Here is a 24,135-nt window from a genome sequence, read left to right as displayed (position 1 = left end):
GCCAGGCGCGCCCGACGACACGCCGGAATCCGGCTGCCGCCCCCGCGATCCACGTCGCCCGATTCGCTTGCCGCGGAGCACCGGCGCGAATGCAACCATGACAATCCACGGTGCCCCGCTTCCGAACCAGGCGCTCGACGCCACGCCCGGACGCACGACGCCGCAGAGGAAACCAACCGGTGACGGACATCAATGAAGCCGCCGTGGGCGGCACCCGCAAGCATCGGCCGGCCGTCGGCATCTCGCTGTTTGCGCGGGACGGCCAGGCGATCTGGGAAAACGGCATTCACCAGAACATCGCGTTCCTCGCGATGATGCTCAAGCGCTCGGATCGCGTCGGCCCCGTCTATTTCCTGAACGGCGGCGACGCCAACGCACTGCCGGCCGGCCTCGAACTCGACGGCCTCGACATCCCGCTCGTGAAGCCCGCCGACGTCACGCACGAACTCGACGTCGTGATCGAGATGGGCGCGCAGTTGCCGGTCGAATGGCTCAGGCACATGAAGGCGCTCGGCAAGAAAATCGCCGCGTTCTTCTGCGGGCACGTGTATGCCGGCCTGTGCGAAACGCCGATCTTCGGAAAACCGTCGGGGCACGTCTTCAACGGCGCGCCGTTCGACGAAGTATGGCTGCTGCCGCAATACGACAAGACCGCGGCGCCGATGCTGCAGACCATCCTGCGCGCGCCGGTACACCTGATGCCGCACATCTGGTCGCCGTACTTCGTCGATCGCCGTATCGCGGCACTGGCCAACGAAGGCGCGATGTTCGGCTATCGGCCCGGCCGCCGCCCGTGGGCGCTGGCGATGCTCGAACCGAACATCTCGGTCGTCAAGTCCTGCCACTACCCGATGCTCGCGTGCGACGAGTTCTACCGTGCGCGTCCGGACGCGGTTCAACACATGTTCGTCGTCAACTCGATGCACATGAAGGAGCATCCGACCTTCGTGCACTTCGCGAACAGCCTCGATCTCGTGCGCCAGCACAAGGCAACCTTCGAACCGCGCATCGACCTGCCGGGCTTCATGGCGCGTCATGCGGACGCGGTCGTGTCGCATCACTGGGAAAACGGTCAGAACTACCTGTATTACGACGTGCTGCACGGCGGCTATCCGCTGATCCACAACTCGACGCTGCTCGGCGACGCCGGCTATTACTACCCGGACTTCGATTCCGCCGCGGGCGGCCGCGCGCTGCTCGAAGCGTGGCTGCATCATGACGAACGCCTCGACGACTACCGTGCGAAGGCCGCCCGGCTGCTGCAGTCGGTCTCGATCGACAACCCCGCGAACCTCGACGCGTTCGTCTCGCGTCTGGTCGCCTGAACCGGAGAATACGCATGTCGGACTCCAATGCCCGTCAAGCGCCCGGCGAGGGCAAGCGTCTCGTCGTCGGCGTGTCGCTGTTCGTGCGCGGCGCCGGCCAGTCGCTGTGGGAAAACGGCATCTTCCAGAACTGCCTGCTGCTGATCCTGCTGCTGCGCCAGTCGCCGCTCGTTGCGGAGGCCGTGATGGTGAACGGCGGCGAACAGCTCGCCGATCCGCAGATGATGCTCGGCGAATGGGACGTGCCGCTCCTGACGATGGACGAAGCGCTGCAGCGCTGCGACGTGCTGATCGAAATGAGCGCGCAGTTCGGCGCGGACTACCTGCGCACGTTCCGCGACCGCGGCGGCAAGGTCGTCACGATGCGGGTCGGCAACGATTACGTGATCGACATCGAACGCGCGATGTTCGACAAGCCGTCGGGCTTCCTGTTCTCGGGCGCGCCGTACGACGCGGTGTGGACGATTCCCGAGTTCGAGCGCTCGTGCCTGAACTATTACCAGACCGGCCTGCGCGCGCCCGTCACGATCGTCCCGCACATCTGGCATCCGATGCTGTTCGACAAGGCGCGCGCGACGCTCGGCGCCGGCTTGTCGTTCGGCTATCAGCCCGGCAAGCCGCGCTGGCGCGTGACGATGTTCGAGCCGAACATCTGCATGGTGAAGACGAGCATCATCCCGATGCTGGTCACGGAGGAGGCATACCGCGCCAAACCGGAATTCCTCGAGTTCGTGCGCGTGTGCAACACGATTCACCTGAAGGATCACACGACGTTCGTCCACTTCGCGAAGAGCCTCGACATCGTCGAGCACGGCATCACGACGTTCGAAAGCCGCTATGCGGTGTACGAGTTCATGGCCGCGTACGGCGATGCGGTGGTATCGCACACGTGGGAAAACGCGCAGAACTACCTGTACTACGAGCTGCTGTACGGCGACTATCCGCTGATCCACAACTCACCGTTCCTCGGCAAGGCCGGGTATTTCTATCCGGACTTCGACTGCCAGGCCGGCGGCCGCGCGCTGCTGCAGGCGTTCGCCGGGCACGACGCGAATCTCGATGCGTACCGCGAGCAGTCGAAGCACGTGCTCGACTCGGTCAGCATCTACAACCCCGAGAACGTCGCCGCCTATACGGACGCGATCGCCACCCTCTACCGCGACGCGTGACGCGCCGCCCTTTCCGGACTCCGACATGAACGCACGCTCGCCCCTCACCCGCGCAAAATGGCTGCTCGGCTGCGCCGTCGCGTCGATCGTGATCGGCGCGCACGCGCAATCCGCCGGCGAATCGGCCGACACGCTGCTCCGCGACTCGGACACCGTGTTCAAGCAGCTCGATGCCGGGCAGTACGGTGCGGTATGGACCAACGCCGCCGCGTTCGTGAAGACGCGCATCAAGCAGGACCAGTTCGCGGCCGACATGCAGCAGGCACGCCGGTCCGTCGGTACGGTCAGCCATCGCGGCTGGGCGCAAATCACGCGGATCCGCTACACGAATGCGTCGACGATGCCCGACGGGCTCTACGCGAACGTCGACTACACGACGACGCTGACGAGCGGCGCGACCGTCTACGAGAAGCTGAGCTTTCGCCTCGACGACGACGGTCGCTGGCACCTGACGGGCTACGTGCCGCGCCAGTCGCAGAACTTCGCGCAGTAAGCCGCGCGCCGCCCGTACCACGGAGCCGATCCGATGAAACTCAATGTCGCGATAACGATGAACGTGCAGCGCGACGCGACGCAGTCGATCTGGTACAACGGCGCGAACCAGCACTGCGTGTTCCTGTACATGCTGCTGAAGCGCTCGCCGCTGGTCGGCGAGGTGTGGCTCGCGCACGACGACGGCATCACCGACTATCCGCAGGCGCTGATGATGGGCGCGTTCGGCGACGCGCTGCGGCCGCTGTCGACCGTCGTCCACCAGACCGACCTGCTGATCGAGATGAACGCGTTCATCGACCCGTCGCACACGGACGTCGTGCGCCAGCGCGGCGGCAAGTGCGTGTCGTACCGCTTCGGCAACGACTACGTGATCGCGGTAGAGACGATCAACTTCGAGAAGAACGACTGGCGGCCGAACCCGCACCGCGTGCAGTTCGACGAGATCTGGACCAACCCGCAGCATATGCACACGTGCGCGGCCTATTTCCAGGCCGTGTATCGCGCGCCGGTGATCGAGCTGCCGCATATCTGGTCGCCGTATTTCATCGAGCGCAGCCTGGAGGCCGACCCTGAACTGAAGGCGCGCTTCGGCTATCGCAACCACGGCCCCGCGAAGCGCATCGCGTTCTTCGAGCCGAACCTGAACGTCGTGAAAAGCTCGATCGTGCCGATGCTCGCCGTGAACGCGTGCTACGTCGAACACCCGGAGCTCGTCGAGCACGTGTACATGACCAACACGTTCGACAAGAAGGAAAACGTCGCCTTCAAGCATCTCGCGCTCGGGCTCGAGATGGTGCGCGACGGCAAGGCAACCGCCGACGTGCGCGCGCCGTTCGTCGCGTGGGCCGCGCATCACACCGACATCGTCGTGTCGCACCACTGGGAAAACGGTCTCAACTACCTGCTGTACGACGCGCTGTACGGCAACTACCCGCTCGTGCACAACTCGCCGTTCCTGCGCGACGTCGGCTACTACTATCCGGACTTCGAGATCTTCGATGCGGCACGCGCGATCGCGACCGCCGCGCAGACGCACGACGCGCGGCTCGACGACTACGCGGCGGCCGCCCGCCGCTGCCTGCACCAGGTCGACACGCTCGCCGAGCACAACGTCCGCGCGTATTCCACGCAGATCCAGCACCTGTTCGCCGGCCGCGCGCTCGGCTGACCGCCTTCGCCCGCGTTCCAGGCCGAGGCGCTGATCAAGACCGGCCGGCCGTGTATCCAGGGTGAGTTCGACACGATCCAGCACGCGATCGACCGGGCGATGGCGCTGGTGCTCGGCGGATTCGGGAAGAATTGATCGATTTGCCGCGTGGCGGGGCCGTTGCGCCCGGACGATGTCGCAGCCGCCCGCATGCGCATCGGCTGCGCTACACCAGCACCCGATCGCCGCGTTGCGCGGCGAACGCACGGCCATGCCGCCGCCCCATGCGCGCGAGCACGGCGAAGCAACGGGCCGCCGGCCGGCTTGCGCGGCCGGATTGCTTGACGAGGCTGTCGGATACGCCGCGCGCGATCGCCGAATCGTCGCCGCACGCGCCCGCGATGACCCCCGCGTAATAGTGCCGCGCCGCAAGCTCGCGGCCGCCGGCGTCGAGCGGCGCCATCCGCTGAATGCGGTGCGCGACGGCTTTCAGGCGGTCGAGACACGGCGCGACGTCGACCGGTACATCGGTCGATTCGGCGCCCAGTTGCCACAGCATGTCGGCCAGCTCGGCGAGCGCGACCAGGTCGTGCGCATCTGTCGCCTGCATGCCCGCTCCGCCTCCGGCCTTCGTCTCCGCCATGCCCATGCCCCTTTTGTGATTCGTCCCGGCCACGCGCCGGCCCCGCCCGACACCGGCGTGCATCGCGCACGCCGCCCCGCCCGTTCCCGCGCCGTCACGCGACGGCTGGCGACCGCCATGAAAAGCGGATGCCCTGCGCCCACGCGACGCCGGCATCCACGATGATCTGCCGGTCGACCTCGCTCTCCACGCCTTCGACGACGACGTGCCGCGCGCTTTCATGCGCGAACGCGATCAGCCGGCGGAACTGGTAGTGCCCGACCGCGTTGCGCTTGATCATCGACAGGACCGACCGGTCGAGCTTCACGATGTCGGGATTGCCGACCACCAGATTGTTCAATGCACTGAAGCCGACGCCGAAATCGTCGATCGCGATGCGGCATCCGGCCTGCCGGAAGCGGTTCACGAACGACCGGCCCGCGACGGGATTCAGCGGCCCCGTCTCCGTGATCTCGACCACCAGCCGCGCCGCGACCGACGGCTCGCGCTCGAGCCGCCTGAAAATGGCCAGCCACGCGTCGTCGACAACCGCGCTCGCCGCCGCGACGTTGCAACCGTAGACGGCGCCCGGATCGGCGCGCAGCCCGTCGATCATCCGGCCGACCACGAGCCGGTCGAACCAGCGCATCAACCCGAGCGACTCGAGGCGCGGCAGGAACGCGGCCGGCGGCAGCGCATCGCGCTCGCCCCACCGCAACCGCGCCAGGCATTCCTGGTACAGCACACCGCCCGACAGGTCGGCCCGGCACACGGGCTCGCGCGCGAACCCGAGCCGGCTTTCCACGAAACTGCGTACCGACGCGAGGTCGGGATGATCGTCGGGCGCGCCGAACACGAGATCGATTTCGTCACGATTCGCTTCCCGATTCGCCTCCAGGCGAGCTTCGACCGCATTCATCCGGCGCTCCGGCAAATGGCGAGCCGCCGATAACGGCTCGACCTCAAGAAACATGCGGAGCGAGCCGACCTTGACGCGCTCCGCCGCCTACCCGGCCCATCCTGTTATGTCGATCTTTTCCGGGAGCGTACTTTTCGCTTCGGCGCGCCGTCAAATTCGATATTTTCAACGATATTCAGCCATTCGAAATACACCATGTACGCACCACATCGACAGTGCGACAGGTTACACAACGCAACCGGTTGAATCTCCATCAACGCCGTTTATTATTTCGTACAGACAATTCTGTCCGAATCTGTTTTTTTCGCGATATCACCGGCCTCGTAAACCAGGAAGCCGTCAATTGATCAGATAAATTCCTGCCCGTGGAGCGCTGCCCGCATTCGACGCGCGAACTCGCGGCAACGACCGGCTGAGCCATTCGATCGGCACAGCATTCAATTTTCATGTTTCAAACGATATTATTAAAATTCGAAACAGAATCAACTCACATGCAATCGATAATATCAAGTTAAATCATATGATGATTATAGATTGATACATGTTTAACAATCTTTCCAACTTGTTAACCTATAAACTTGTTTTCGACGGACTTCCCTCGGAGCCGTCAATTTCGTGCCTTCAAAACCGTCGAGCCGATCGGGTTCGACGGTTTCTTTTTTTTAACGGCATTATTTCGTCAGACAGTAGGGCGGGACAACCCGGATGGAGGCCGGCGGCGCAACGGGTGTGCGCCGCGGAAGAACGGGCCTTATGCGGCCGTCGCGCCGACCAGGTTCGCGAGCAGCGCGTCGTATTCGGCGACGAGCGCGGGATTCGCCGACGTATAGCGGCCGAGGATCTCGCGCTGGCGCCGCGTGTACGCTTCCCAGTCGTCATCGTGCGTATGCAGCGCGCGCAACAGCGCATCGGCGCCCTGCTGCACGTCGTTGTCCGGATAGTAGTAGCCGAGATCGGGCGCGAGGCTCGCGTTGTGCACGAGCGGATAGCCCTGCCAGCACACGTCGAAATAGAAGTAGTTGAGCGGGTTCGACCATTGATGCGACACGACGATGTCGGTCAGGTCGGCCAGGAACAGCGGCGTATCGAAGCGTCCGACGAAGCTCGCCTTGCCCGCGCGCACGATGTCCAGGTAGTTCATCAGCATCACGAACTCGGGGCTGTCGTGCGCGAGGCGATCGGCGTTCGTCACGTGCGTGAAGCAGATCGCATCGGGGTCGCGGCGATACGCTTCGTCGATGATCAGCATCGGATACACGCAGAACTTCACGACGTTGTGATTCGGCTCCATCACCGTCAGCCGTTTGCCGGGCTCGCTGCGCGGCCGGTATTCGCCATGCCCGGGCAGCGATTGCGCGCGCGCGCTCAGGAACATCGGATCCCACACGAACGGCACGACGCGCCCCGGGCAGCGGCGCAGCGACTGCAGGAACGGCAGCGACGACGGCGCGATCTGCGGAATCGCCCACACCTCGTCGTAGCCGCGGTTGATGAAGAGCGTTTCCCACAGCCGGCGGCCGAACAGCATCGACTCCATCGCGTTGATGTACTCGACGCCGCAACAGTAGCTGACGAGCTTCGCGCCGCGCGCTTTCAGGTAGGCCGTCTGCTCGCCGTCGACCTGGCCGCCGAGCTCGATCACCACGTCGAGCGAATCCTTCATGTCGGCGAACGCGCGCGTGTCGTACACGCCGCGATCCCACGGCAGCGCATCGGTAAGCGGCACGTCGGTCGTGTTGACCAGCGTCACGCGGTAGCCGTGCGGCGACGCCATCAGCAGCTTCGCGAGGAACAGTGCGTTCTGCTTGATGCCGTTGATCCACAGGCTTTCGTCGGGGGCACGCAATCCGATCGTGATACCGATGCGCAGGCCGTTCAGGGCAGGAGACGTCATCGTCGGCGGGATGGAAGGTTGGATGGGGGTGGAATGAACGCAGTGTAGCGTGCGACGCGCCGCCCGCGTCAAGCAGCGGCGCACGCCGGCGGCAACCCGGCATTCTAGCGGACCGCCGGCCGCATACTGTCAGGGATGGTCAGCACCGGGCTGGCGCGCGCAAATCCGCGAGACCGTTGTGCGATACTCCGGCGACAGGCCGCGCCACCGGGTTGCCGGGTGGTATCGGCATTCAAGACGGGCAAGAAACGACCTCGCAGCAACGCTACTCGAAAAAAGGCCGACAGAATGGAACGCGACGCCGCGCAAGCCCTCCGGGCAATCCATCACGAACAGGAACGGCACGCGCACGAAAGCGTGCCCGGCCGCGATGCCGCGCTGAAATACACCGCACCGATCATCCGCCATCGTCCGCTGCCCGGCCTGCGGAGCGCGCGATGATCGTCCTCAGCCATTTCAGCCACGACGCGCCCGCCAGCCTCGAAAATCACCGGCGGTACGCGCAGGCGCACGGGTATCGTCACGAGCTCGTCGACGCATCGGCAATGCCGCAGGCGCTGCCGTTGCGGCCGCTGTATCGCTACGAATCGCTGCTCCACGTGCTGCGCGGCGCGCGGCCCGACGAACTCGTGCTGTTGCTCAGCGAAGACGCGGCGATCGTCGAACCCGTCGCACTCGATCGCCTGATGGCCGGGCGCGACATGCTGCTCGTCGACGCGCTCGCCCACCCGCTGCCGCAAGTCGACGTACAGGTCTGGCGCAACACGGCGGCCGTGCGGGCGATCGTGATGCGGCTCGTGCAGCGATGCAAGCTCGGCAGCGAGCCGCGGCTGACGTCGGAGGCCGCGCTGTTCGCGGAGCTCGACACGCATCACTACATGACGCCAATCGACGGGCTGTACGCCGTCATGCCGACCAGCCCCAACCTCGATCCGATGTGGGGCCGCGAACCGACGTTCGCGATCAGCATCGACGACGCGCCGCACGATCCCGAACGGAAAGGCACGTCGCCCCGTTTCCGCGACACGCTCGTTGCGTACGTCAATCGGTGCCGCGCCACCGGCCGGCCGATGTTCTCGTTTCGTCACGACGCCGCCAGCGCGCCGGACGAAGCCGCCGAGCGCAGCACCTACAATCCCGGCCGCTCGATTGCGTTGATGACGCTTTACACGCCGAATATCGGCAGCTACGCGCGCATCGCCGAACGGAATTTCCGGCGCTACTGCGATGCGCACGGCTATACGCTCTACGTGCATCGCGACATTCCCGCCGAGATCGGCATGAACGCGACCGGCAACTGGTTCAAGCCCTGGCTGCTGCATGCATACCTGCAGCACCATGAATGGGTGGTGTGGCTCGACGCCGACGTGCTGATCGCGGACCAGCGGAAAGCGCTGGAGCCGCTGCTCGAAGGGCGCGACTGGCTGCTCGCGCAAGACATCGGCCAGTGGGCGTTCAACTCGGGCGTGATGGCGTTCCGGCGCACCGAACGCAACGACGCGATGCTGCGCGACATGATGGCGACGATCGCCGCGCTGCACGACAGGTCGAACGTCTATGCGAGCGATGGCGATCAGCTGCATTTCATTCGCGCGATGGAGCGCGACGGGCAATTGCACGGCGAAGGCGTGGCCGATCTCGTCAGCTTCAACACGCCCTGGCTGTTTCGCCGCGCGGACAGCTACATCGTGCATTACTACGGGATGTGGTCCGCCATGCGCGCGCTGATGATGGCGCACGACGACGGGCTGCTGCCCTGACGCCGCCGCAGCAGCATCGATATCGCCAGCACGATGCGCCGGCCGGATTCGACCGGCCGGCGCATCGTACCGGTTACGGTCAGATCGCCGTGATCGTCGGCGCCACGGCGGCCGGGTCGGTCATGCTGGCCTTGCCGGTCTCGACGTGCCCCGCGATGCGGCGCGCCCAGCCCGCATTCCCCGCCACCGCGAACTGCAGGTCGTACCAGTGGCTGCTGCACGACAGATCCCAGCGCGCCTCGACGCGCTGTCCCGCCGGAACCGTCAGCGTGCGCGGCGCGCCGCCGTACGCGACATCGGTCGCCGTGACCGTGAGCGCGCTGGTGCCCGCATTGGCGATCGTCACGTAGACGTCGCCGTTGGCGACGTCATAGCACGGCGTGATTTCCGGCTTCGCGCCGGCGTCCGCGGCGGCAGATCCCGCGAAGCGCCGGAAATAACCGTTCGGGCCCCACACGCTCACCAGGTAGTTGCCGTTCGCGTCGAGCGCCCACGTATCGGTCAGCTGCTTGCCCGCTTCGACCGTGTAGCGGCGCGGCATCGCGGTGGGGTCGCCCGTATAGACCCAGAAGTGCGCGCCTTGCGTGCCGGTATTCGCAAATGTCAGCGCATAGCCTTGCGCCTGGATCTGGCCGGTGACGTGCAATTCGTACGGCAGCGCGCGAGCCGGCCGCGTGCCCGGTTCCTGCGCCGTCACGACCTGCTGCGCAGTGCTGGCCGGCGCGGTCTGCGACGACGCGCGCGAGCATTGCAGGTCCGCCTGCGCGACATACGCCTGCGTGCTCGGCAGGGTCGGCAATGTGGCATCCGATTTCGAGAAGTCGAGCGCCGACGTCAGGTCGCCGCAGATCGCGCGGCGCCACGGCGAGATGTTGGTTTCCATCACGCCGAAACGCTTCTCGATGAATTGCAGCACCGACGTGTGATCGAAGACCTGCGAGCAGACGAAGCCGCCCTTCGACCACGGCGAGACGACGAACATCGGCACGCGCGGGCCGAGACCATACGGCAGGTTGTCCGCGGTATACGTGCCGGTCTGCGTCGCGGTCACGACGTTGTGCCGCTCGAGCGACACGTCCACGGTGCTCATGCCGGAGCCCGGCAGCGTCGGCGCCTGCGGCGGCACGACGTGATCGAAGAAGCCGTCGTTCTCGTCGTACATGATGAGCAGGACGGTCTTGCTCCACACCTCGGGATTGGACGTCAGCGCATCGAGGATGGTCGACAGGTAGTACGCGCCGTAGAGCGGCGTGAACTTCGGATGTTCCGAATACGCGGCGGGCGGCAGCAGCCACGATACCTGCGGCAGCGCGTTCGCCTGCACGTCGGCCTTCAGTTGCGTGATCGGGCGCGTGCTCATCCCGCGCGTCTGCAGCGACGAACCGGCCGGCGCATTCACGAAGTTGTCGAAGCACGCCAGCATGTTCGTGCCGTAGTTGCCGGTGAAGTTGTCGAACCCGGTGCCCTGCTGGTAGACCTGCCACGAAATGCCGGCCTGCTCGAGCCGCTCCGGGTAGGTCTTCCAGCTGAAGGGCGGCAACTTGATCTTGTCGAACTGGTTGTCGATGTAGTCGGTATTGTCGAGCAGCGGGCCGCCGCCCGTGCCGAGCGGGTCGACCATGCCCGTCATCAGATACATGCGGTTCGGGTGCGTGTTGCCCGGAATCGAGCAGAAGTAGTTGTCGCACACGGTGAACGCATCCGCGAGCGCGTACTGGAACGGGATGTCGTCGCGGACGTGGTAGCCCATCGTCATGTTGGTCTTCTGCACCGCCCACTGGTCCGCGCGGCCGTTGTCGATCGCGCCGTGCGTAGTCGCCCACGTATGCGGCAGGCCGCCGATGCACTGCGCGTTGACGCTCGGGTTGGTCGTGTCGTAGCGGAACGGCGCGATCACGCTCGTCTTGTCCTCCTGCCGCGGCTGAAACCACACCGGCTTGCCGTTCGGCAGCGTGACCGGGAAGCGGTCGTTGTAGCCGCGCACGCCGCTCAGGTGACCGAGGTAGTGGTCGAACGAACGGTTCTCCTGCATGAACACGACGATGTGCTGCACATCCTGGATCGTGCCCGTCACGGTGTTCGGCTCGATCGCCAGCGCCTTGCGGATCGACTCGGGAAGCAGTGCGGTGGCGGCGGTCGCGCCGGCGAGGCCGGCGGAGAACTTCAGAAAGTCGCGTCGCGAATGGGTGGCCATGCTGGTTGCCCTTGATTGGATTTCTGGTGGAAACAGCCGGTATCAGGAAGCGGGCGAGGATGCGGGCGCGGTGAAACCCGGCGGGCAGCGCATCTGCGCGGTGGCGACAGTGCCGCCGCCGCATGCGGCCTTTTGCTGCGCGACGGGCGCGGGGTCAGCAGTCAGGTCGTCGCCGCAGGCGCTGAGGAGTGCGATCAGCGTGAGCAGGCCGACAACCGCGAAAGGCCGCAGGGCCGACTTTCGCATAACATTTCTCCGTGGATGTGAAGATGCGACACGAACGCGGGTGCGCGTTGGTCATATCGACGGCGAGATGCTAATTTCGACGTGTTACACGACGGTGTCGCGTGGCGGTGGAAATGGGTGTTCACGCGGGCAAAGGCACGCGTTGGTACGGCGGGGGGAGCGGAGACGGCCGGATATGTAATGCGATCGAAAGATTCGCACTACTGCGGCTTGTCGATGCGATCGAAGCGGCTCGGTCGCGACAGCGGGCATCCGGTGAATCGCAAAGCGGTTTGCGCGGGCCGGCAGCCGCCGGCCCGTGTATAGCGAAATCCCGCTCAGCCTTCCGCCATCATCAGCAACTGCGCGCCATCCGCGACCTGGTCGCCGACGCCGTACAGCACTTCCGCGACGACGCCCGCGCTCGGCGCGCCGATCGTGTGCTCCATCTTCATCGCTTCCATCACGATCAGCGGCGTGCCGGCTTCGACCTTCTGGCCGGGTTCGACCAGCACCGCGATCACCTTGCCGGGCATCGGCGCGGTCAGGCGGCCGCCGCCCTGCTCCGCGTCGCCCGCATGCGCGATCAGGTTGCGCCATTCGAATGTCTCGGCCACGCCCTGCGTGAACACATGGAAGGTGTCGCCGTCCGCATAGACGCGACCGCTGCTGCGCGCGCCGCCCAGCGTCACGCCGAAATCGAGCGGCGTGGCGCCGCGCGTCCACGCGAACGGCTGCGCGGCCGCGTCGCCGGTCGCGATGCGCGCAACGGCGCCGTCGTCCTCGTACGTGACCGTCACGTCCGCTTCGCGCTCGACCGCATGCCATTCGAACGTGCGGCGATAGCCGCCGTTCAGCCGCCAGTCCGGCAGCGCCCCCCACGGCGATGAGCCCCGTGCCGCCGCGCCGCGCTCACGCGCGAGCAGCGCCGCGCACGCGAGCGCAAGCGTTGCTCGCGGCGGCTGTTGCGGCGCGAACAGCGCGTCGTGGTTGCGCTCGATCAGGCCCGTGTCGAGGTCGGCCGTCGCGAACGGCTCGCACGCGACGATCCGCTGCAGGAATGCGGCATTCGTGTGCAGCCCGACCACTTCGCACGCGCGCAGCGCGCGCAGCATCAGGCCCAGCGCTTCCGCGCGGTCCGCGCCGTGGACGATCAGCTTCGCGATCATCGGATCGTAGAACGGCGTGATCGCGTCGCCTTCGCGCACGCCGCTGTCGACACGCACCGCTGCGCCGATGTCGAACTCGACGCCGGCCGGCAGCCGCAGGTGCTTCAACGTGCCCGTCGACGGCAGGAAGCCGCGCGCGGGGTTCTCCGCGTAGAGGCGCGCTTCGAGCGCGTGGCCCTGCACGCGCAGTTCGTCCTGCTTCAGCGGCAGCGGCTCGCCGGACGCGACGCGCAGTTGCCATTCGACGAGATCGAGCCCCGTGACCATCTCGGTCACCGGATGCTCGACCTGCAGCCGCGTGTTCATTTCCATGAAGTAGAACGCGTCGCCCGTCATGATGAATTCGACGGTGCCCGCGCCGACATAACCGACCGCACGCGCGGCCGCGACGGCCGCCTCGCCCATCGCGCGGCGCACGTCGTCGGGCAGGCCCGGCGCCGGCGCTTCCTCGAGCACCTTCTGGTGACGGCGCTGCACCGAGCAGTCGCGATCGAACAGGTACACGGTATTGCCGTGCGTGTCGCCGAACACCTGCACTTCGACGTGGCGCGGGCGCAGCAGGTATTTCTCGATCAGCACGCGGTCGTTGCCGAAACTGCTCGCGGCTTCGCGCTGGCACGACGCGAGCGCCGCCGGGAAATCGCCGGAGCGCTCGACCACGCGCATCCCCTTGCCGCCGCCGCCCGCGCTCGCCTTCAGCAACACCGGATAGCCGATCTCGTCGGCCTCGCGATGCAGGTTGCCCGCGTCCTGGTCGCCGCCGTGATAGCCGGGCACGAGCGGCACGGCGGCCGCGTGCATCAGCGCCTTCGCGGCGGCCTTCGACCCCATCGCCGCGATCGCGTCGACCGGCGGCCCGATGAACGCAATGCCGGCCGCTTCGCACGCATGCGCGAAATCTTCGTTCTCCGACAGAAAGCCGTAGCCGGGATGGATCGCCTGCGCGCCGGTTGCGCGCGCGGCCTCGATGATGCGCTCGATGCGCAGGTAGCTGTCCGCGGCGGCCGAGCCGCCGATGTGCACGGCTTCGTCGCACGCGGCCACGTGCTTCGCGTTCGCGTCCGCGTCGGAATAGACGGCGACGCTCGCGATCCCGAGACGTTTGCACGTCGCGGCGACGCGGCACGCGATTTCGCCGCGGTTGGCGATCAGAATCTTGTCGAACATGGCTTCGGTGTCGTCCGGAAAGAGTGGGTCACGACGGCGTCATTCACGCCACGACGGCGTGCGCTTTTCGAGGAAGGACGCGATTCCTTCGCGCGCTTCCGCGCCTGCGCGGGTCCGCGCGATCCAGTCGGCGGTCTGCTCGATCAGCGTCGCGTCGAGCGGGCGGCCGGCCACATCGGCGACGAGCCGCTTGCACGCGCGCACCGCGTCGGGCCCGTTCGCGACGAGCGTCGCGGCCAGCTTCGCGACCGTGTCGTCGAGCGCATCGGCCGGCACCGCATCGTGAATGAACCCGAGCGACGCCGCGCGCGCGCTGTCGAACACCTCGGCCGTCGTGAAGTAGCGGCGCGCCGCCCGCTCGCCCATCGCACGCACGACATACGGCGCGATCGTCGCGGGAATCAGCCCGAGCCGCGCTTCGGACAGGCAGAACTTCACGCCGTCGGCGGCGATCGCGATGTCGGCCGCCGCGACGAGGCCCACGCCGCCCGCGTATGCGTCGCCATGCACGCGTGCGATCACCGGCTTGCCGCAGCGATGGATCGCCTCGAGCATCCGCGCGAGCTTGCGCGCGTCGGCACGGTTCTCGTCGTCCGAGTAACCGGCCATCTTCTTCATCCAGTTCAGGTCCGCGCCCGCGCAGAACGCGGTGCCTTCCGCCGCGAGCACGATCGCGCGCACGCCTTCGTGCGCGTCGAGCCATTCGAACGCGGTGGTCAGCTCGGCGATCGTCGTCTCGTTGAACGCGTTGCGCACGTCGGGACGTGCGAGCGTGACGGTCGCCACGCGGCCGGCTTCGCTTACCTTGATCGTTTCGTATCGCATCGTTCAGCCCTCCTGGCCGTTACATGCGGAACACGCCGAAGCGTGTATCGTCGATCGGCGCGTTCATCGACGCGGCGAGGCCGAGCCCGAGCACGTCGCGCGTCTGCGCGGGATCGATCACGCCGTCGTCCCACAGCCGCGCGCTCGCGTAATACGGATGGCCCTGGCGCTCGTACTGGTCGCGGATCGGCTGCTTGAACGCTTCCTCTTCTTCCGGCGACCACGCGCCGCCCTTCGCCTCGATGCCGTCGCGGCGCACCGTCGCGAGCACCGACGCGGCCTGCTCGCCGCCCATCACCGAGATCCGCGCGTTCGGCCACATCCACAGGAAACGCGGCCCGAATGCGCGGCCGCACATCCCGTAGTTGCCGGCGCCGAACGAGCCGCCGATGATCACCGTGAACTTCGGCACCTTCGCGTTCGACACGGCCGTCACCATCTTCGCGCCGTGCCGCGCGATGCCTTCGTTCTCGTACTTGCGCCCGACCATGAAGCCCGTGATGTTCTGCAGGAACACGAGCGGGATCTTGCGCTGGCAGCACAGCTCGATGAAATGCGCGCCCTTCACGGCCGATTCGGAGAACAGGATGCCGTTGTTCGCGACGATCCCGACCGGGTGGCCCCAGATGTGCGCGAAGCCCGTGACGAGCGTCGTGCCGAAGCGCGCCTTGAATTCGTCGAACTCGGAATCGTCGACGATGCGCGCGATCACCTCGCGCACGTCGAACGGCTTGCGCGTATCGACGGGAATCACGCCGTACAGGCTCTTCGCGTCGTAGCGCGGCGGCTTCGGCTCGCGCAGCGCGACCGGCGCGGCGATCTTCGGCGCGAGATGATCGACGATGTTGCGCGCGATCGACAGCGCATGCGCGTCGTTCTGCGCGAGATGATCGGCCACGCCCGACAGGCGCGTATGCACGTCGCCGCCGCCGAGATCCTCGGCGCTCACTTCCTCGCCGGTCGCGGCCTTCACGAGCGGCGGCCCGCCGAGGAAAATCGTGCCCTGCTCCTTCACGATGATCGACTCGTCGCTCATCGCGGGCACATACGCGCCGCCCGCCGTGCACGAGCCCATCACGACGGCGATCTGCGCGATTCCCGCCGCCGACATCGTCGCCTGGTTGAAGAAGATGCGGCCGAAGTGGTCGCGATCGGGAAACACGTCGTCCTGGTTCGGCAGGTTCGCACCGCCCGAATCGACGAGGTACACGCACGGCAGCCGGTTTTCCGCGGCGATCTCCTGCGCGCGCACGTGCTTCTTCACGGTGACCGGGTAGTAGGTGCCGCCCTTGACCGTCGCGTCGTTGCACACGATCACGCACTCGCGGCCGGCGATGCGGCCGATCCCGGTGATGACGCCCGCGCCCGGCGCGTCGTCGTTGTACATGCCGTTCGCCGCGAGCTGCGACAGCTCGAGGAACGGCGCGCCCGGATCGAGCAGTTGCGCGATGCGATCGCGCGGCAGCAGCTTGCCGCGCGACAGGTGCTTGTCGCGCGCGGCCTGGCCGCCGCCCTGCGCGAGCTGTTCGATCTTCGCGCGCAGGTCGGCGACGACCGCCTCGAGCGCCGCGGCATTCGCGCGGAAGTCTTCCGAACGCGGGTTCAGTTTCGATTCGATGATCGGCATCGACGGGGCTCCGTTCGCGTGACGTGGGGCGTTACATCGTTTCCGCGAACAGCTCGCGGCCGATCAGCATCCGGCGAATCTCGCTCGTGCCGGCGCCGATCTCGTACAGCTTCGCATCGCGCCACAGGCGGCCAACCGGATATTCGTTGATGTAGCCGTTGCCGCCGAGGATCTGGATCGCCTCGCCGGCCATCCACGTCGCCTTCTCGGCCGTATAGAGAATCACGCCCGCGCAGTCCTTGCGCACCTGGCGGATGTGGTCGCTGCCGGCCGAGTCGAGATGGCGGCCGACCGCGTACAGGTACGCGCGGCACGCCTGGAACGTGGTGTACATGTCGGCGACCTTGCCCTGGATCAGCTGGAATTCGCCGATCGACTGGCCGAACTGCTTGCGGTCGTGGATATACGGCACCACCGCGTCGAGGCACGCGGCCATGATGCCCGTCGGGCCGCCCGACAGCACCGCGCGCTCGTAGTCGAGGCCGCTCATCAGCACCTTCACGCCGCCGTTGAGCTGGCCGAGGATGTTCTCTTCCGGCACCTCGACGTCCTGGAACACCAGCTCGCCCGTGTGCGAGCCGCGCATGCCGAGCTTGTCGAGCTTCTGCGCGACCGAGAAGCCCTTCATCCCCTTCTCGACGATGAACGCGGTGATGCCGCGCGAATTGGCTTCGACGTCCGTCTTCGCGTAGACGACGAGCGTGTCGCAATCGGGGCCGTTGGTGATCCACATCTTCGTGCCGTTCAGCACGTAGCGATCGCCGCGCTTGTCGGCGCGCAGCTTCATGCTGACGACGTCGGAGCCGGCGTTCGGCTCGCTCATCGCGAGCGCGCCGATGTGTTCGCCCGACACGAGCTTCGGCAGGTATTTCTGCTTCTGCGCCTCGGTGCCGTTGCGGTGGATCTGGTTCACGCACAGGTTCGAGTGCGCGCCGTACGACAGGCCGATCGACGCCGACGCGCGCGAGATCTCTTCCATCGCGACCATGTGCGCGGTGTAGCCCATGTTCGCGCCGCCGTATTCCTCGGCCACCGTCATGCCGAGCACGCCGAGATCGCCGAACTTCTTCCACAGATCCATCGGAAACTGGTCGGTGCGGTCGACCTCCGCCGCGCGCGGCGTGATTTCCTTCGCCGCGAACGTCGCGACGGCATCGCGCAGCATCTCGATGTCTTCACCGAGCATGAATTGCACGCCGGGCAGGTTGATCATGTCTCCTCCGTCTCCAGAAAGTGTGTCGCACTCACCGATTTCTGAGTTTCGCTCAAATCGAATGAATACGCTGATTCATTGACCAATACAGCGGAAATTTTGCACAGTTTCGCGCTTCGTCGGGTTTGGCGTCAATAGTTTTTTGAGTGACACTCAGATATCATGCCGACATGACAGCCGCTCCCGCCGACACCATGACCGCCACCGTCAAAGCCGACCGCGCCGACGCGCCGCGCGCCCCCGCCGGGCGCAAATCCCAGCAGCGCGTGCAGGACATTCTGCGCGCCGGCCGTGAAGTGTTCGCCGAAAAAGGTTACGAGCATGCGACGGCCGCCGAGATCGCGCAGCGCGTGGGCGTGTCGGAGGCGACGGTGTTCAGCTACTTCCGCGGCAAGCGCGAGCTGTGCGCGCGCGTCATCGCGGATTGGTACGACGAAATCATCGCCGCATTCGAACACGGGATGCCGCAGGATGCGTCGGTGCAGCAGCAGTTCGCGTTCATCGTGCGCACCCACCTGCGGCTGATGCTCGTGAACGGCACGGGGCTGTGCGCGCTGGTGCTGTCGGAAGGCCGCGCGAAGCAGCATGCGCTGAGCGACGAGCTCACCGCGCTGCAGCGCCGCTACACGGCGCCGCTGATGGACGTGCTCGCGCGCGGCCAGGCGGCCGGGCAGGTGCGCAACGACCTGCCGCTGAGCCTGCTGCGCTCGATGGTGTTCGGGCCGATCGAGCACGTGCTGTGGGATGCGATCCTCGGGCACCGCAGGCTCGATACGGAAACGACGGCCACCCAGCTGGTCGACATGCTGTGGGCCGCCGTGCAACCGCCCGCGCCGGAGCAGGCGGCGCTCGTCCGCTTCAGGAACGAGGTGACGGAAGCCGTGCGGCGACTCGAAGGCCAAAGCACGCGCACGTGACGCGCGGCGGCCCCGCCTCGTCCGCCGGGGCGGACAACGGCCGCTACGATTCCTCGCCGACGCGCAGCGGCGCGCGGCTCTGCTCGTTGTTCAGATGGACGAACTTGCGCAGCAGGCGCATCAGCTCCTGCGAATCGTCCTCTCCCATGCCGTCGAACAGGCCGGCACGCAACTCCTGCACGGACGGAATCAGGTGCGTGAGCAGGGTCACGCCAGCCGGCGTCAGCAGCAGCCGCCGCTGGCGCCGCGGCAGCACTTCGCGGACGATCAGCCCTTTCGCCTCGAGCCGGACCGCCAGGTCCGCCGTCGTCGACGTGTCGAGCGCCACCCGCTGCGCCAGCGTCACCTGGTCCAGCCCCGGGCACTCGTACAGCATGCGCAGCACCGCGTACTGCACCGGCGTCACGTCCCGGCCCAGCTTCTCGTAGAACATCGCGACGGCGATCTGGTGTGCGCGCCGGATCAGGTGCCCGGGTTCGTCATACAGATCGAGCGGGAAAGTCGGTGCGCCGGCGGGATTCGTTTTTTCCATGAATGCGTGAATGACAGAGGTGGCGCACGCCGTTGCGTGCGCCGACGGCATGGCGCTGCCTCGCGCCATTTCCCGGGAAAACCAGTATACCGCCCGCCTTGCCCGAGCCCACATCAATGAGTACACTGAATCTCATTCAGTACACGGAATGAAGAGATGCCGCGTACCGCCGGCATCGACCTGAAGGAGACGACGAACGTGTTTCTCAAGAACGTTTGGTATGTGGCGTGCACGCCCGATGAAATCGACGGCAAGCCGCTGGGCCGCAGGATTTGCGGCGAATCGATGGTGTTCTACCGCGCGGCGGACGGCCAGGTCGCCGCCCTCGAGGATTTCTGCCCGCATCGCGGCGCCCCGCTGTCGCTGGGGTTCGTTCGCGACGGCGTGCTCGTGTGCGGTTATCACGGGCTGGAGATGGGATGCAACGGCAAGGCCGTCGGCATGCCGGGCCAGCGCGTCGGCGGATTCCCGCCGGTTCGCAGCTTTCCCGCGATCGAGCGATACGGGTTCATCTGGGTATGGCCGGGCGACGCGTCCAAAGCAGATCCCGGCGCGCTGCACCCGCTGCCGTGGGCGGAAGATCCGGCATGGGCGCACGGCGGCGGCCTCTATCACATCCGTTGCGACTACCGGCTGATGATCGACAACCTGATGGACCTGACGCACGAGACTTACGTGCATGCCAGCAGCATCGGCCAGAAGGAAATCGACGAAGCTCCGCCGAAGACAGTCAGCAACGGCGACGAGGTCGTCACGAGCCGCTTCATGGAGAACGTGCTGCCCCCGCCGTTCTGGCAAATGGCGCTGCGCGGCAACGGGCTGGCCGACGACGTGCCGGTCGACCGCTGGCAGATCTGCCGCTTCACGCCGCCCAGCCACGTGATGATCGAAGTCGGCGTCGCGCATGCGGGCCACGGCGGCTACGACGCGCCGGCCGCCATGAAGGCATCGTCGATCGTCGTCGACTTCATCACGCCGGAGACGGAAACCTCGATCTGGTACTTCTGGGGCATGGCGCGCAACTTCCAGCCCGACGATCACGCGCTGACCGCGAAGATCCGGGAAGGCCAGGGCAAGATCTTCGCGGAGGATCTCGAGATGCTCGAGCGCCAGCAGCTCAACCTCGAGAAGTGGCCGGAGCGCAAACTGCTCAAGCTCAATATCGATGCCGGCGGCGTGCTGTCGCGCAAGGTGATCGACCGGCTGCTCGCCGACGAGCAGGCATCGAACCCTCAGCGGCCCGTCATCCCGGTCGCGCACGTGACGGCGGCGTCATGAGCACCGCGACCCTGACCGTCAAGGTCGCCCGCAAGTGGCAGGAGGCGCGCGACATCTGCGGATTCGAATTCGTCAGCGACGATGGCGCGCCGCTGCCCCGCTTCGACGCGGGCTCCCATATCGACGTCCATCTGCCGGGCGGGCTGGTGCGCCAGTACTCGCTGTGCAACCACCCCGGGCAGGGCGACCGCTACCAGATCGCCGTGCTGCGGGATGCCGGCGGCCGGGGCGGATCCCGCGCCATCCACGACGCGGTCCGGCAGGGCGACACCGTGCGGATCAGTACGCCGCGCAACCATTTTCCGCTCGCGCACGACGCCGCGCACCACCTGTTGCTGGCGGGCGGAATCGGCGTGACGCCGATTCTCTGCATGGCGGAACGGCTGTTCTCGGCCGGCGCGGCGTTCGACATGCATTACTGCGCGCGTTCGGCCGACCGGATGGCCTTCGTCGAGCGGATCAACGCAGCCGGGTTTCATGACCGGGCGCGCTTTCATGTCGACGACGGCGACCCCGCGCAACGATTCGACCTGGCCTCGGTGCTCGCGTCGGCCCCCGACGGCACGCATCTGTACGTCTGCGGCCCGCGCGGTTTCATGGATGCGGTGCTGGGCGAAGCACGCGCGCGCAACTGGCCCGACGAGCGGCTGCACTACGAGTTCTTCGGCGCTTCGGTCGAAGCGTCCGCCGCCGATCGTGCGTTCCAGGTCCGGATCGCAAGCAGCGGCAAGGTGATCGACGTTCCGCCCGAATGCACCGTCGTCGCGGCGCTGACGGCAAACGGCGTCGACGTGCTGACTTCCTGCGAGCAAGGCGTATGCGGCACCTGCCTCACGCGTGTGCTGGAAGGCGAGCCCGAGCATCGCGATTCCTACCTGACGGACGCGGAAAAAGCGGCCGGCGATCAGTTCATGCCGTGCTGTTCCCGATCCAGAACCGCCGTCCTGGTACTCGACCTGTAGACGGACCGCGCGGCGCGCGGCAGCCATACGATATTGGAGACGATCAATGGAGCAACCCGCCCGACCACCCATCAAGACTACTGAATTCCCGGCCGACCGATGGTGGGTCGCCGCGCTTGCGTCCGAATTGACGGACAAGCCGGTTGCCCGAACCCTCCTCGGCCGCCCGGTCGTCCTGTTCCGGTTGCCGTCGGGCGAGATCGGCGCGCTGGAGGATCGTTGTTGCCACAAGTCGCTGCCGCTGTCGTGCGGTTCGCTCGAATCGCGCGGCCTTCGCTGCGGCTATCACGGCTTGCTGTACGACCGCGACGGGACTTGCGTGGAGATACCCGGCCAGGACCGGATCCCGGCCAAGGCCTGCGTATCGTCGTATCCGGTGCGGGAGCAGGACGACATCGTCTGGATCTGGATCGGCGACGATGCGACCCGTCAGCCGACCTGCGCGCCGCCGCCCTATTCGTTCCACTCGGATCCGCAATACCGGTTCGGCGGCGGCTGTTACCACTACGACGCGCCGTATCAGCTCATTCACGACAACCTGATGGACCTGAGCCATCTCGGCTATGTCCATCTGAACACCATCGGCGGCAACGCATCGCTGCACATGGGTGCGGAAACCCGGGTCAGCAGCGAGGGCGATACGGTGACGCTGGTCCGCTGGATGCCGGACTCGAATCCGCCGCCTACCTATACGGCTGCGTGGCCATTCGCGGGCCGCGTCGATCGATGGCAGGAAATCGAGTTTCACGTATCGCATATCCGGATCTGGACCGGCGCGATGGACGCCGGCACCGGCGACCTGCGCGACCCGTCCCGCGGCGGTTTCCACATGCGCGGCTTCCACGGCATCACGCCCGAGACGGAAACCACGACGCATTACTTCTGGACCGTTGCGACGAATCCGAAATCCGACATCGAACGCGTCGCGCGGACCGTCATCGAGCAATCCGCGGCGACGTTCGACGAGGACAAGACCGTGATCGAGGCGCAATACCGGAACCAGCTGCGGTTTCCGGATGGCCGGCAGATCGACATTCATGTCGACGCAGGCCCGAATCGCGCACGGCGCGTGATCGAGCGCCTTCGGCTGCAACCCGAACCCGCGTAGGCATCGCGCCGGCGCGCGAACGATGCCTGCCGGTCGCGGCGGGCGCCCCGGGTTGCCCGTCAGCACACGCAATCGCTTTTGTCCCATTCGCAACTGCCGGCTTCGATTTCATCCTATTCAATTAGTCATACTATTTATATGAAGGGTCCCTGACGTGAGCGCAAATCTCCGCAATACGATCGACGAATCCCCGATGAGCCCATTCCAGACGATGGCGGTCACGGCCTGCGTCGTGCTGAACATGCTCGACGGCTTCGACGTGCTGGCCATGGCGTTCGCTGCGCCGCATCTCGCGGCCGAATGGAAACTGAGCGGCAAGGAAATCGGCTTGCTGCTGAGTGCCGGGCTCGCCGGCATGGGCATCGGCTCGGTGCTGATCGCGCCGCTGGCCGACCGGGTCGGCCGCCGCCGGATCATCCTCCTCTGCCTCGTCGTGATCTCGACCGGGATGCTGGCCTGCGCCGCCACGCACAGCACGCTGCAGCTCGCCGCCGCCCGCGCCTACACGGGGCTCGGCATCGGCGGCATGCTGGCCAGCCTGACCGTCATCAGCGGCGAATACGCGTCGAACAAATGGCGCAGCGCCGCCATCGGCATGCAGTCGGCGGGCTATGCGATCGGGGCCACCGCCGGCGGCATCATGGCCGGCTACCTGCTGTCGACGTGGGGATGGCGCAGCGTGTTCGCCTTTGGCGGCGTGGTGACATTGATGGCGATCCCGATGGTGCTCGCGCTGCTGCCGGAATCGCTCGACTTCCTGCTGGCGAAGCGCCCGGAGAACGCGCTTCGGAACATCAACCGCATCCTCGCGAGAATGAAGCGCGCGCCGATCGACACGCTGCCGGCCGCGGCCACCTCCGCGGACTCGACAGGCCCCGCCTCGGGCTGGACCGCCGTGCTGCGGGCGCCGCTCACGCGCCGCACGATCGCGCTGTGGATCGCGTTCTTTCTCGTGATGGGCAGCTTTTACTTCGTCGTGAGCTGGACCCCGAAGCTGCTGGTGCAGGCCGGGCTGTCGGCCGCGCAGGGGGTAACCGGCGGCGTACTGCTCAATCTCGGCGGCATCGCGGGCGCATCGCTCTTCAGCCTGCTGTCGGCCCGGTTCGGCCTGCGCAACCTGCTCGGCGCAACCCTGCTGCTCGGCGGCGTCCTGATGGTCATCTTCGGCATGAATACGGGCGCGCTGGGCATCGGGATGACGGTCGCGGTGTTCCTCGGCGCCGTCATCAATGCATGCGTAGCCGGCATGTATGCGCTGTCGCCGACGCCTTATCCGGCCGAGATCCGCACGACCGGCATCGGCCTCGCGGTCGGCATCGGCCGTCTCGGCGCGATCCTGTCGCCGATGACGGTCGGCGCGCTGCTGGACAGCGGCTGGTCCGTGTCCCATCTCTATTTCGCGTTCCTTCTGCCGATGGCCGGAGCGGCCGTCGCCGTCGCCGCGGTGTGCGCGCCCGCCCGGACACCGCGCCGGCAACGCGGTCCGGCCCTGTCGTAACGCGCGGGAACCGCGGCATTACCGATACCCGATTGCCGTTCCCGGGAATCGGCCAATAAAAATCGATAAGCATATCTACATAGGTTCTG

At 66.5% G+C, this 24,135-nt stretch carries 21 protein-coding genes; 11 read left to right on the top strand and 10 right to left on the bottom strand.

What is annotated here, in order from left to right; all coding sequences use genetic code 11:
- The first annotated feature begins 179 nt into the window (after window positions 1–179).
- The 4 genes from BFF94_RS30230 to BFF94_RS30215 are packed head-to-tail and all read left to right on the top strand — an operon-like array spanning window position 180 to window position 4,157.
- Window positions 180–1,325, top strand: coding sequence for a DUF2827 domain-containing protein (locus BFF94_RS30230; RefSeq protein ID WP_128843140.1), 1,146 nt, complete (start codon window positions 180–182; stop codon window positions 1,323–1,325).
- Between the two features lie 14 nt (window positions 1,326–1,339).
- Window positions 1,340–2,494: a DUF2827 domain-containing protein gene (locus BFF94_RS30225; RefSeq protein WP_128843141.1), complete on the top strand. Its 1,155-nt coding sequence runs from the start codon at window positions 1,340–1,342 to the stop codon at window positions 2,492–2,494.
- Window positions 2,495–2,519: 25 nt separating this feature from the next.
- A complete protein-coding gene (locus BFF94_RS30220) occupies window positions 2,520–2,987 on the top strand; it encodes a DUF4019 domain-containing protein (protein WP_128843142.1) in 468 nt (155 codons plus the stop codon).
- Window positions 2,988–3,020: 33 nt separating this feature from the next.
- The gene (locus BFF94_RS30215) at window positions 3,021–4,157 is read left to right on the top strand and encodes a DUF2827 family protein (RefSeq protein WP_128843143.1); all 1,137 of its coding nucleotides are present in this window, start codon (window positions 3,021–3,023) and stop codon (window positions 4,155–4,157) included.
- A 205-nt stretch (window positions 4,158–4,362) separates the two neighbouring features.
- On the opposite strand, the gene BFF94_RS30210 is transcribed toward BFF94_RS30215, so the two are convergent.
- The 3 genes from BFF94_RS30210 to BFF94_RS30200 form a co-directional block, all read right to left on the bottom strand.
- A complete protein-coding gene (locus tag BFF94_RS30210) occupies window positions 4,363–4,785 on the bottom strand; it encodes a hypothetical protein (protein WP_219140161.1) in 423 nt (140 codons plus the stop codon).
- Between the two features lie 88 nt (window positions 4,786–4,873).
- Window positions 4,874–5,677, bottom strand: coding sequence for an EAL domain-containing protein (locus BFF94_RS30205; protein ID WP_128843144.1), 804 nt, complete (start codon window positions 5,675–5,677; stop codon window positions 4,874–4,876).
- Window positions 5,678–6,428: 751 nt separating this feature from the next.
- Window positions 6,429–7,571, bottom strand: a complete 1,143-nt coding sequence (locus BFF94_RS30200; protein WP_128843145.1) for a DUF2827 domain-containing protein — start codon at window positions 7,569–7,571, stop codon at window positions 6,429–6,431.
- A gap of 288 nt (window positions 7,572–7,859) precedes the next feature.
- On the opposite strand from BFF94_RS30200, the gene BFF94_RS30195 reads away from it, so the two are divergent.
- Together BFF94_RS30195 and BFF94_RS30190 are read left to right on the top strand one after the other, a co-directional pair.
- Window positions 7,860–8,012, top strand: a complete 153-nt coding sequence (locus BFF94_RS30195) for a hypothetical protein (protein WP_158061939.1) — start codon at window positions 7,860–7,862, stop codon at window positions 8,010–8,012.
- Window positions 8,009–9,331 carry a glycosyltransferase family protein gene (locus tag BFF94_RS30190; RefSeq protein WP_128843146.1) on the top strand — a complete coding sequence of 441 codons (1,323 nt, stop codon included), beginning with the start codon at window positions 8,009–8,011 and terminating at the stop codon, window positions 9,329–9,331. Before BFF94_RS30195 ends, BFF94_RS30190 begins: the two co-directional genes overlap by 4 nt.
- Before the next feature lie 79 nt (window positions 9,332–9,410).
- Here the strand turns inward: BFF94_RS30190 and BFF94_RS30185 are convergent, their stop codons facing one another.
- The 6 genes from BFF94_RS30185 to BFF94_RS30160 form a co-directional block, all read right to left on the bottom strand.
- Window positions 9,411–11,525 carry a phosphocholine-specific phospholipase C gene (locus BFF94_RS30185; protein ID WP_128843147.1) on the bottom strand — a complete coding sequence of 705 codons (2,115 nt, stop codon included), beginning with the start codon at window positions 11,523–11,525 and terminating at the stop codon, window positions 9,411–9,413.
- 42 nt (window positions 11,526–11,567) lie between these two features.
- Window positions 11,568–11,771, bottom strand: a complete 204-nt coding sequence (locus BFF94_RS30180; RefSeq protein ID WP_128843148.1) for a hypothetical protein — start codon at window positions 11,769–11,771, stop codon at window positions 11,568–11,570.
- 317 nt (window positions 11,772–12,088) lie between these two features.
- Window positions 12,089–14,086, bottom strand: a complete 1,998-nt coding sequence (locus tag BFF94_RS30175; RefSeq protein WP_128843149.1) for an acetyl/propionyl/methylcrotonyl-CoA carboxylase subunit alpha — start codon at window positions 14,084–14,086, stop codon at window positions 12,089–12,091.
- A gap of 39 nt (window positions 14,087–14,125) precedes the next feature.
- Complete coding sequence (locus BFF94_RS30170; protein WP_128843150.1) at window positions 14,126–14,911, bottom strand: enoyl-CoA hydratase/isomerase family protein; 786 nt, start codon at window positions 14,909–14,911, stop codon at window positions 14,126–14,128.
- A gap of 19 nt (window positions 14,912–14,930) precedes the next feature.
- On the bottom strand, window positions 14,931–16,538 hold the full coding sequence (locus BFF94_RS30165; RefSeq protein WP_219140160.1) for a carboxyl transferase domain-containing protein: 1,608 nt from the start codon (window positions 16,536–16,538) through the stop codon (window positions 14,931–14,933).
- A 31-nt stretch (window positions 16,539–16,569) separates the two neighbouring features.
- The gene (locus BFF94_RS30160) at window positions 16,570–17,751 is read right to left on the bottom strand and encodes an isovaleryl-CoA dehydrogenase (protein ID WP_059238999.1); all 1,182 of its coding nucleotides are present in this window, start codon (window positions 17,749–17,751) and stop codon (window positions 16,570–16,572) included.
- A 170-nt stretch (window positions 17,752–17,921) separates the two neighbouring features.
- On the opposite strand from BFF94_RS30160, the gene BFF94_RS30155 reads away from it, so the two are divergent.
- Complete coding sequence (locus BFF94_RS30155; RefSeq protein WP_128843152.1) at window positions 17,922–18,668, top strand: TetR/AcrR family transcriptional regulator; 747 nt, start codon at window positions 17,922–17,924, stop codon at window positions 18,666–18,668.
- Between the two features lie 43 nt (window positions 18,669–18,711).
- On the opposite strand, the gene BFF94_RS30150 is transcribed toward BFF94_RS30155, so the two are convergent.
- Window positions 18,712–19,200 (bottom strand): MarR family winged helix-turn-helix transcriptional regulator, encoded by a 489-nt coding sequence (locus tag BFF94_RS30150; RefSeq protein WP_128843153.1) that lies wholly within the window; start codon window positions 19,198–19,200, stop codon window positions 18,712–18,714.
- A 198-nt stretch (window positions 19,201–19,398) separates the two neighbouring features.
- Here BFF94_RS30150 and BFF94_RS30145 point away from each other — a divergent pair, with 198 nt between their 5' ends.
- The 4 genes from BFF94_RS30145 (at window position 19,399) to BFF94_RS30130 (ending at window position 24,046) form a co-directional block, all read left to right on the top strand.
- Window positions 19,399–20,478: a Rieske 2Fe-2S domain-containing protein gene (locus tag BFF94_RS30145; RefSeq protein ID WP_128843164.1), complete on the top strand. Its 1,080-nt coding sequence runs from the start codon at window positions 19,399–19,401 to the stop codon at window positions 20,476–20,478.
- Window positions 20,475–21,440, top strand: coding sequence for a PDR/VanB family oxidoreductase (locus BFF94_RS30140; protein WP_128843154.1), 966 nt, complete (start codon window positions 20,475–20,477; stop codon window positions 21,438–21,440). Before BFF94_RS30145 ends, BFF94_RS30140 begins: the two co-directional genes overlap by 4 nt.
- Window positions 21,441–21,486: 46 nt before the next feature.
- Entirely contained in the window at window positions 21,487–22,548 is a 1,062-nt protein-coding gene (locus tag BFF94_RS30135) for a Rieske 2Fe-2S domain-containing protein (RefSeq protein ID WP_128843155.1), read from the top strand.
- Window positions 22,549–22,702: 154 nt separating this feature from the next.
- The gene (locus tag BFF94_RS30130) at window positions 22,703–24,046 is read left to right on the top strand and encodes an MFS transporter (protein WP_128843156.1); all 1,344 of its coding nucleotides are present in this window, start codon (window positions 22,703–22,705) and stop codon (window positions 24,044–24,046) included.
- Window positions 24,047–24,135 lie beyond the last annotated feature (89 nt).

The organism is Burkholderia catarinensis, assembly GCF_001883705.2.
In the GTDB taxonomy this organism is placed as follows: Bacteria; Pseudomonadota; Gammaproteobacteria; order Burkholderiales; family Burkholderiaceae; genus Burkholderia; species Burkholderia catarinensis.
This window is presented reverse-complemented; position numbering and strand designations above follow the sequence as displayed.

What these genes read in the sequence shown, in the direction of transcription:
- BFF94_RS30170 (WP_128843150.1), bottom strand. Translation starts at nt 14,911, where the DNA reads ATGCGATACGAAACGATCAAGGTAAGCGAAGCCGGCCGCGTGGCGACC.
- BFF94_RS30185 (WP_128843147.1), bottom strand. Translation starts at nt 11,525, where the DNA reads ATGGCCACCCATTCGCGACGCGACTTTCTGAAGTTCTCCGCCGGCCTC.
- BFF94_RS30190 (WP_128843146.1), top strand. Translation starts at nt 8,009, where the DNA reads ATGATCGTCCTCAGCCATTTCAGCCACGACGCGCCCGCCAGCCTCGAA.
- BFF94_RS30220 (WP_128843142.1), top strand. Translation starts at nt 2,520, where the DNA reads ATGAACGCACGCTCGCCCCTCACCCGCGCAAAATGGCTGCTCGGCTGC.
- BFF94_RS30160 (WP_059238999.1), bottom strand. Translation starts at nt 17,751, where the DNA reads ATGATCAACCTGCCCGGCGTGCAATTCATGCTCGGTGAAGACATCGAG.
- BFF94_RS30135 (WP_128843155.1), top strand. Translation starts at nt 21,487, where the DNA reads ATGGAGCAACCCGCCCGACCACCCATCAAGACTACTGAATTCCCGGCC.
- BFF94_RS30205 (WP_128843144.1), bottom strand. Translation starts at nt 5,677, where the DNA reads ATGAATGCGGTCGAAGCTCGCCTGGAGGCGAATCGGGAAGCGAATCGT.
- BFF94_RS30155 (WP_128843152.1), top strand. Translation starts at nt 17,922, where the DNA reads ATGACAGCCGCTCCCGCCGACACCATGACCGCCACCGTCAAAGCCGAC.
- BFF94_RS30150 (WP_128843153.1), bottom strand. Translation starts at nt 19,200, where the DNA reads ATGGAAAAAACGAATCCCGCCGGCGCACCGACTTTCCCGCTCGATCTG.
- BFF94_RS30195 (WP_158061939.1), top strand. Translation starts at nt 7,860, where the DNA reads ATGGAACGCGACGCCGCGCAAGCCCTCCGGGCAATCCATCACGAACAG.
- BFF94_RS30140 (WP_128843154.1), top strand. Translation starts at nt 20,475, where the DNA reads ATGAGCACCGCGACCCTGACCGTCAAGGTCGCCCGCAAGTGGCAGGAG.
- BFF94_RS30225 (WP_128843141.1), top strand. Translation starts at nt 1,340, where the DNA reads ATGTCGGACTCCAATGCCCGTCAAGCGCCCGGCGAGGGCAAGCGTCTC.
- BFF94_RS30215 (WP_128843143.1), top strand. Translation starts at nt 3,021, where the DNA reads ATGAAACTCAATGTCGCGATAACGATGAACGTGCAGCGCGACGCGACG.
- BFF94_RS30210 (WP_219140161.1), bottom strand. Translation starts at nt 4,785, where the DNA reads ATGGGCATGGCGGAGACGAAGGCCGGAGGCGGAGCGGGCATGCAGGCG.
- BFF94_RS30175 (WP_128843149.1), bottom strand. Translation starts at nt 14,086, where the DNA reads ATGTTCGACAAGATTCTGATCGCCAACCGCGGCGAAATCGCGTGCCGC.
- BFF94_RS30180 (WP_128843148.1), bottom strand. Translation starts at nt 11,771, where the DNA reads ATGCGAAAGTCGGCCCTGCGGCCTTTCGCGGTTGTCGGCCTGCTCACG.
- BFF94_RS30165 (WP_219140160.1), bottom strand. Translation starts at nt 16,538, where the DNA reads ATGCCGATCATCGAATCGAAACTGAACCCGCGTTCGGAAGACTTCCGC.
- BFF94_RS30200 (WP_128843145.1), bottom strand. Translation starts at nt 7,571, where the DNA reads ATGACGTCTCCTGCCCTGAACGGCCTGCGCATCGGTATCACGATCGGA.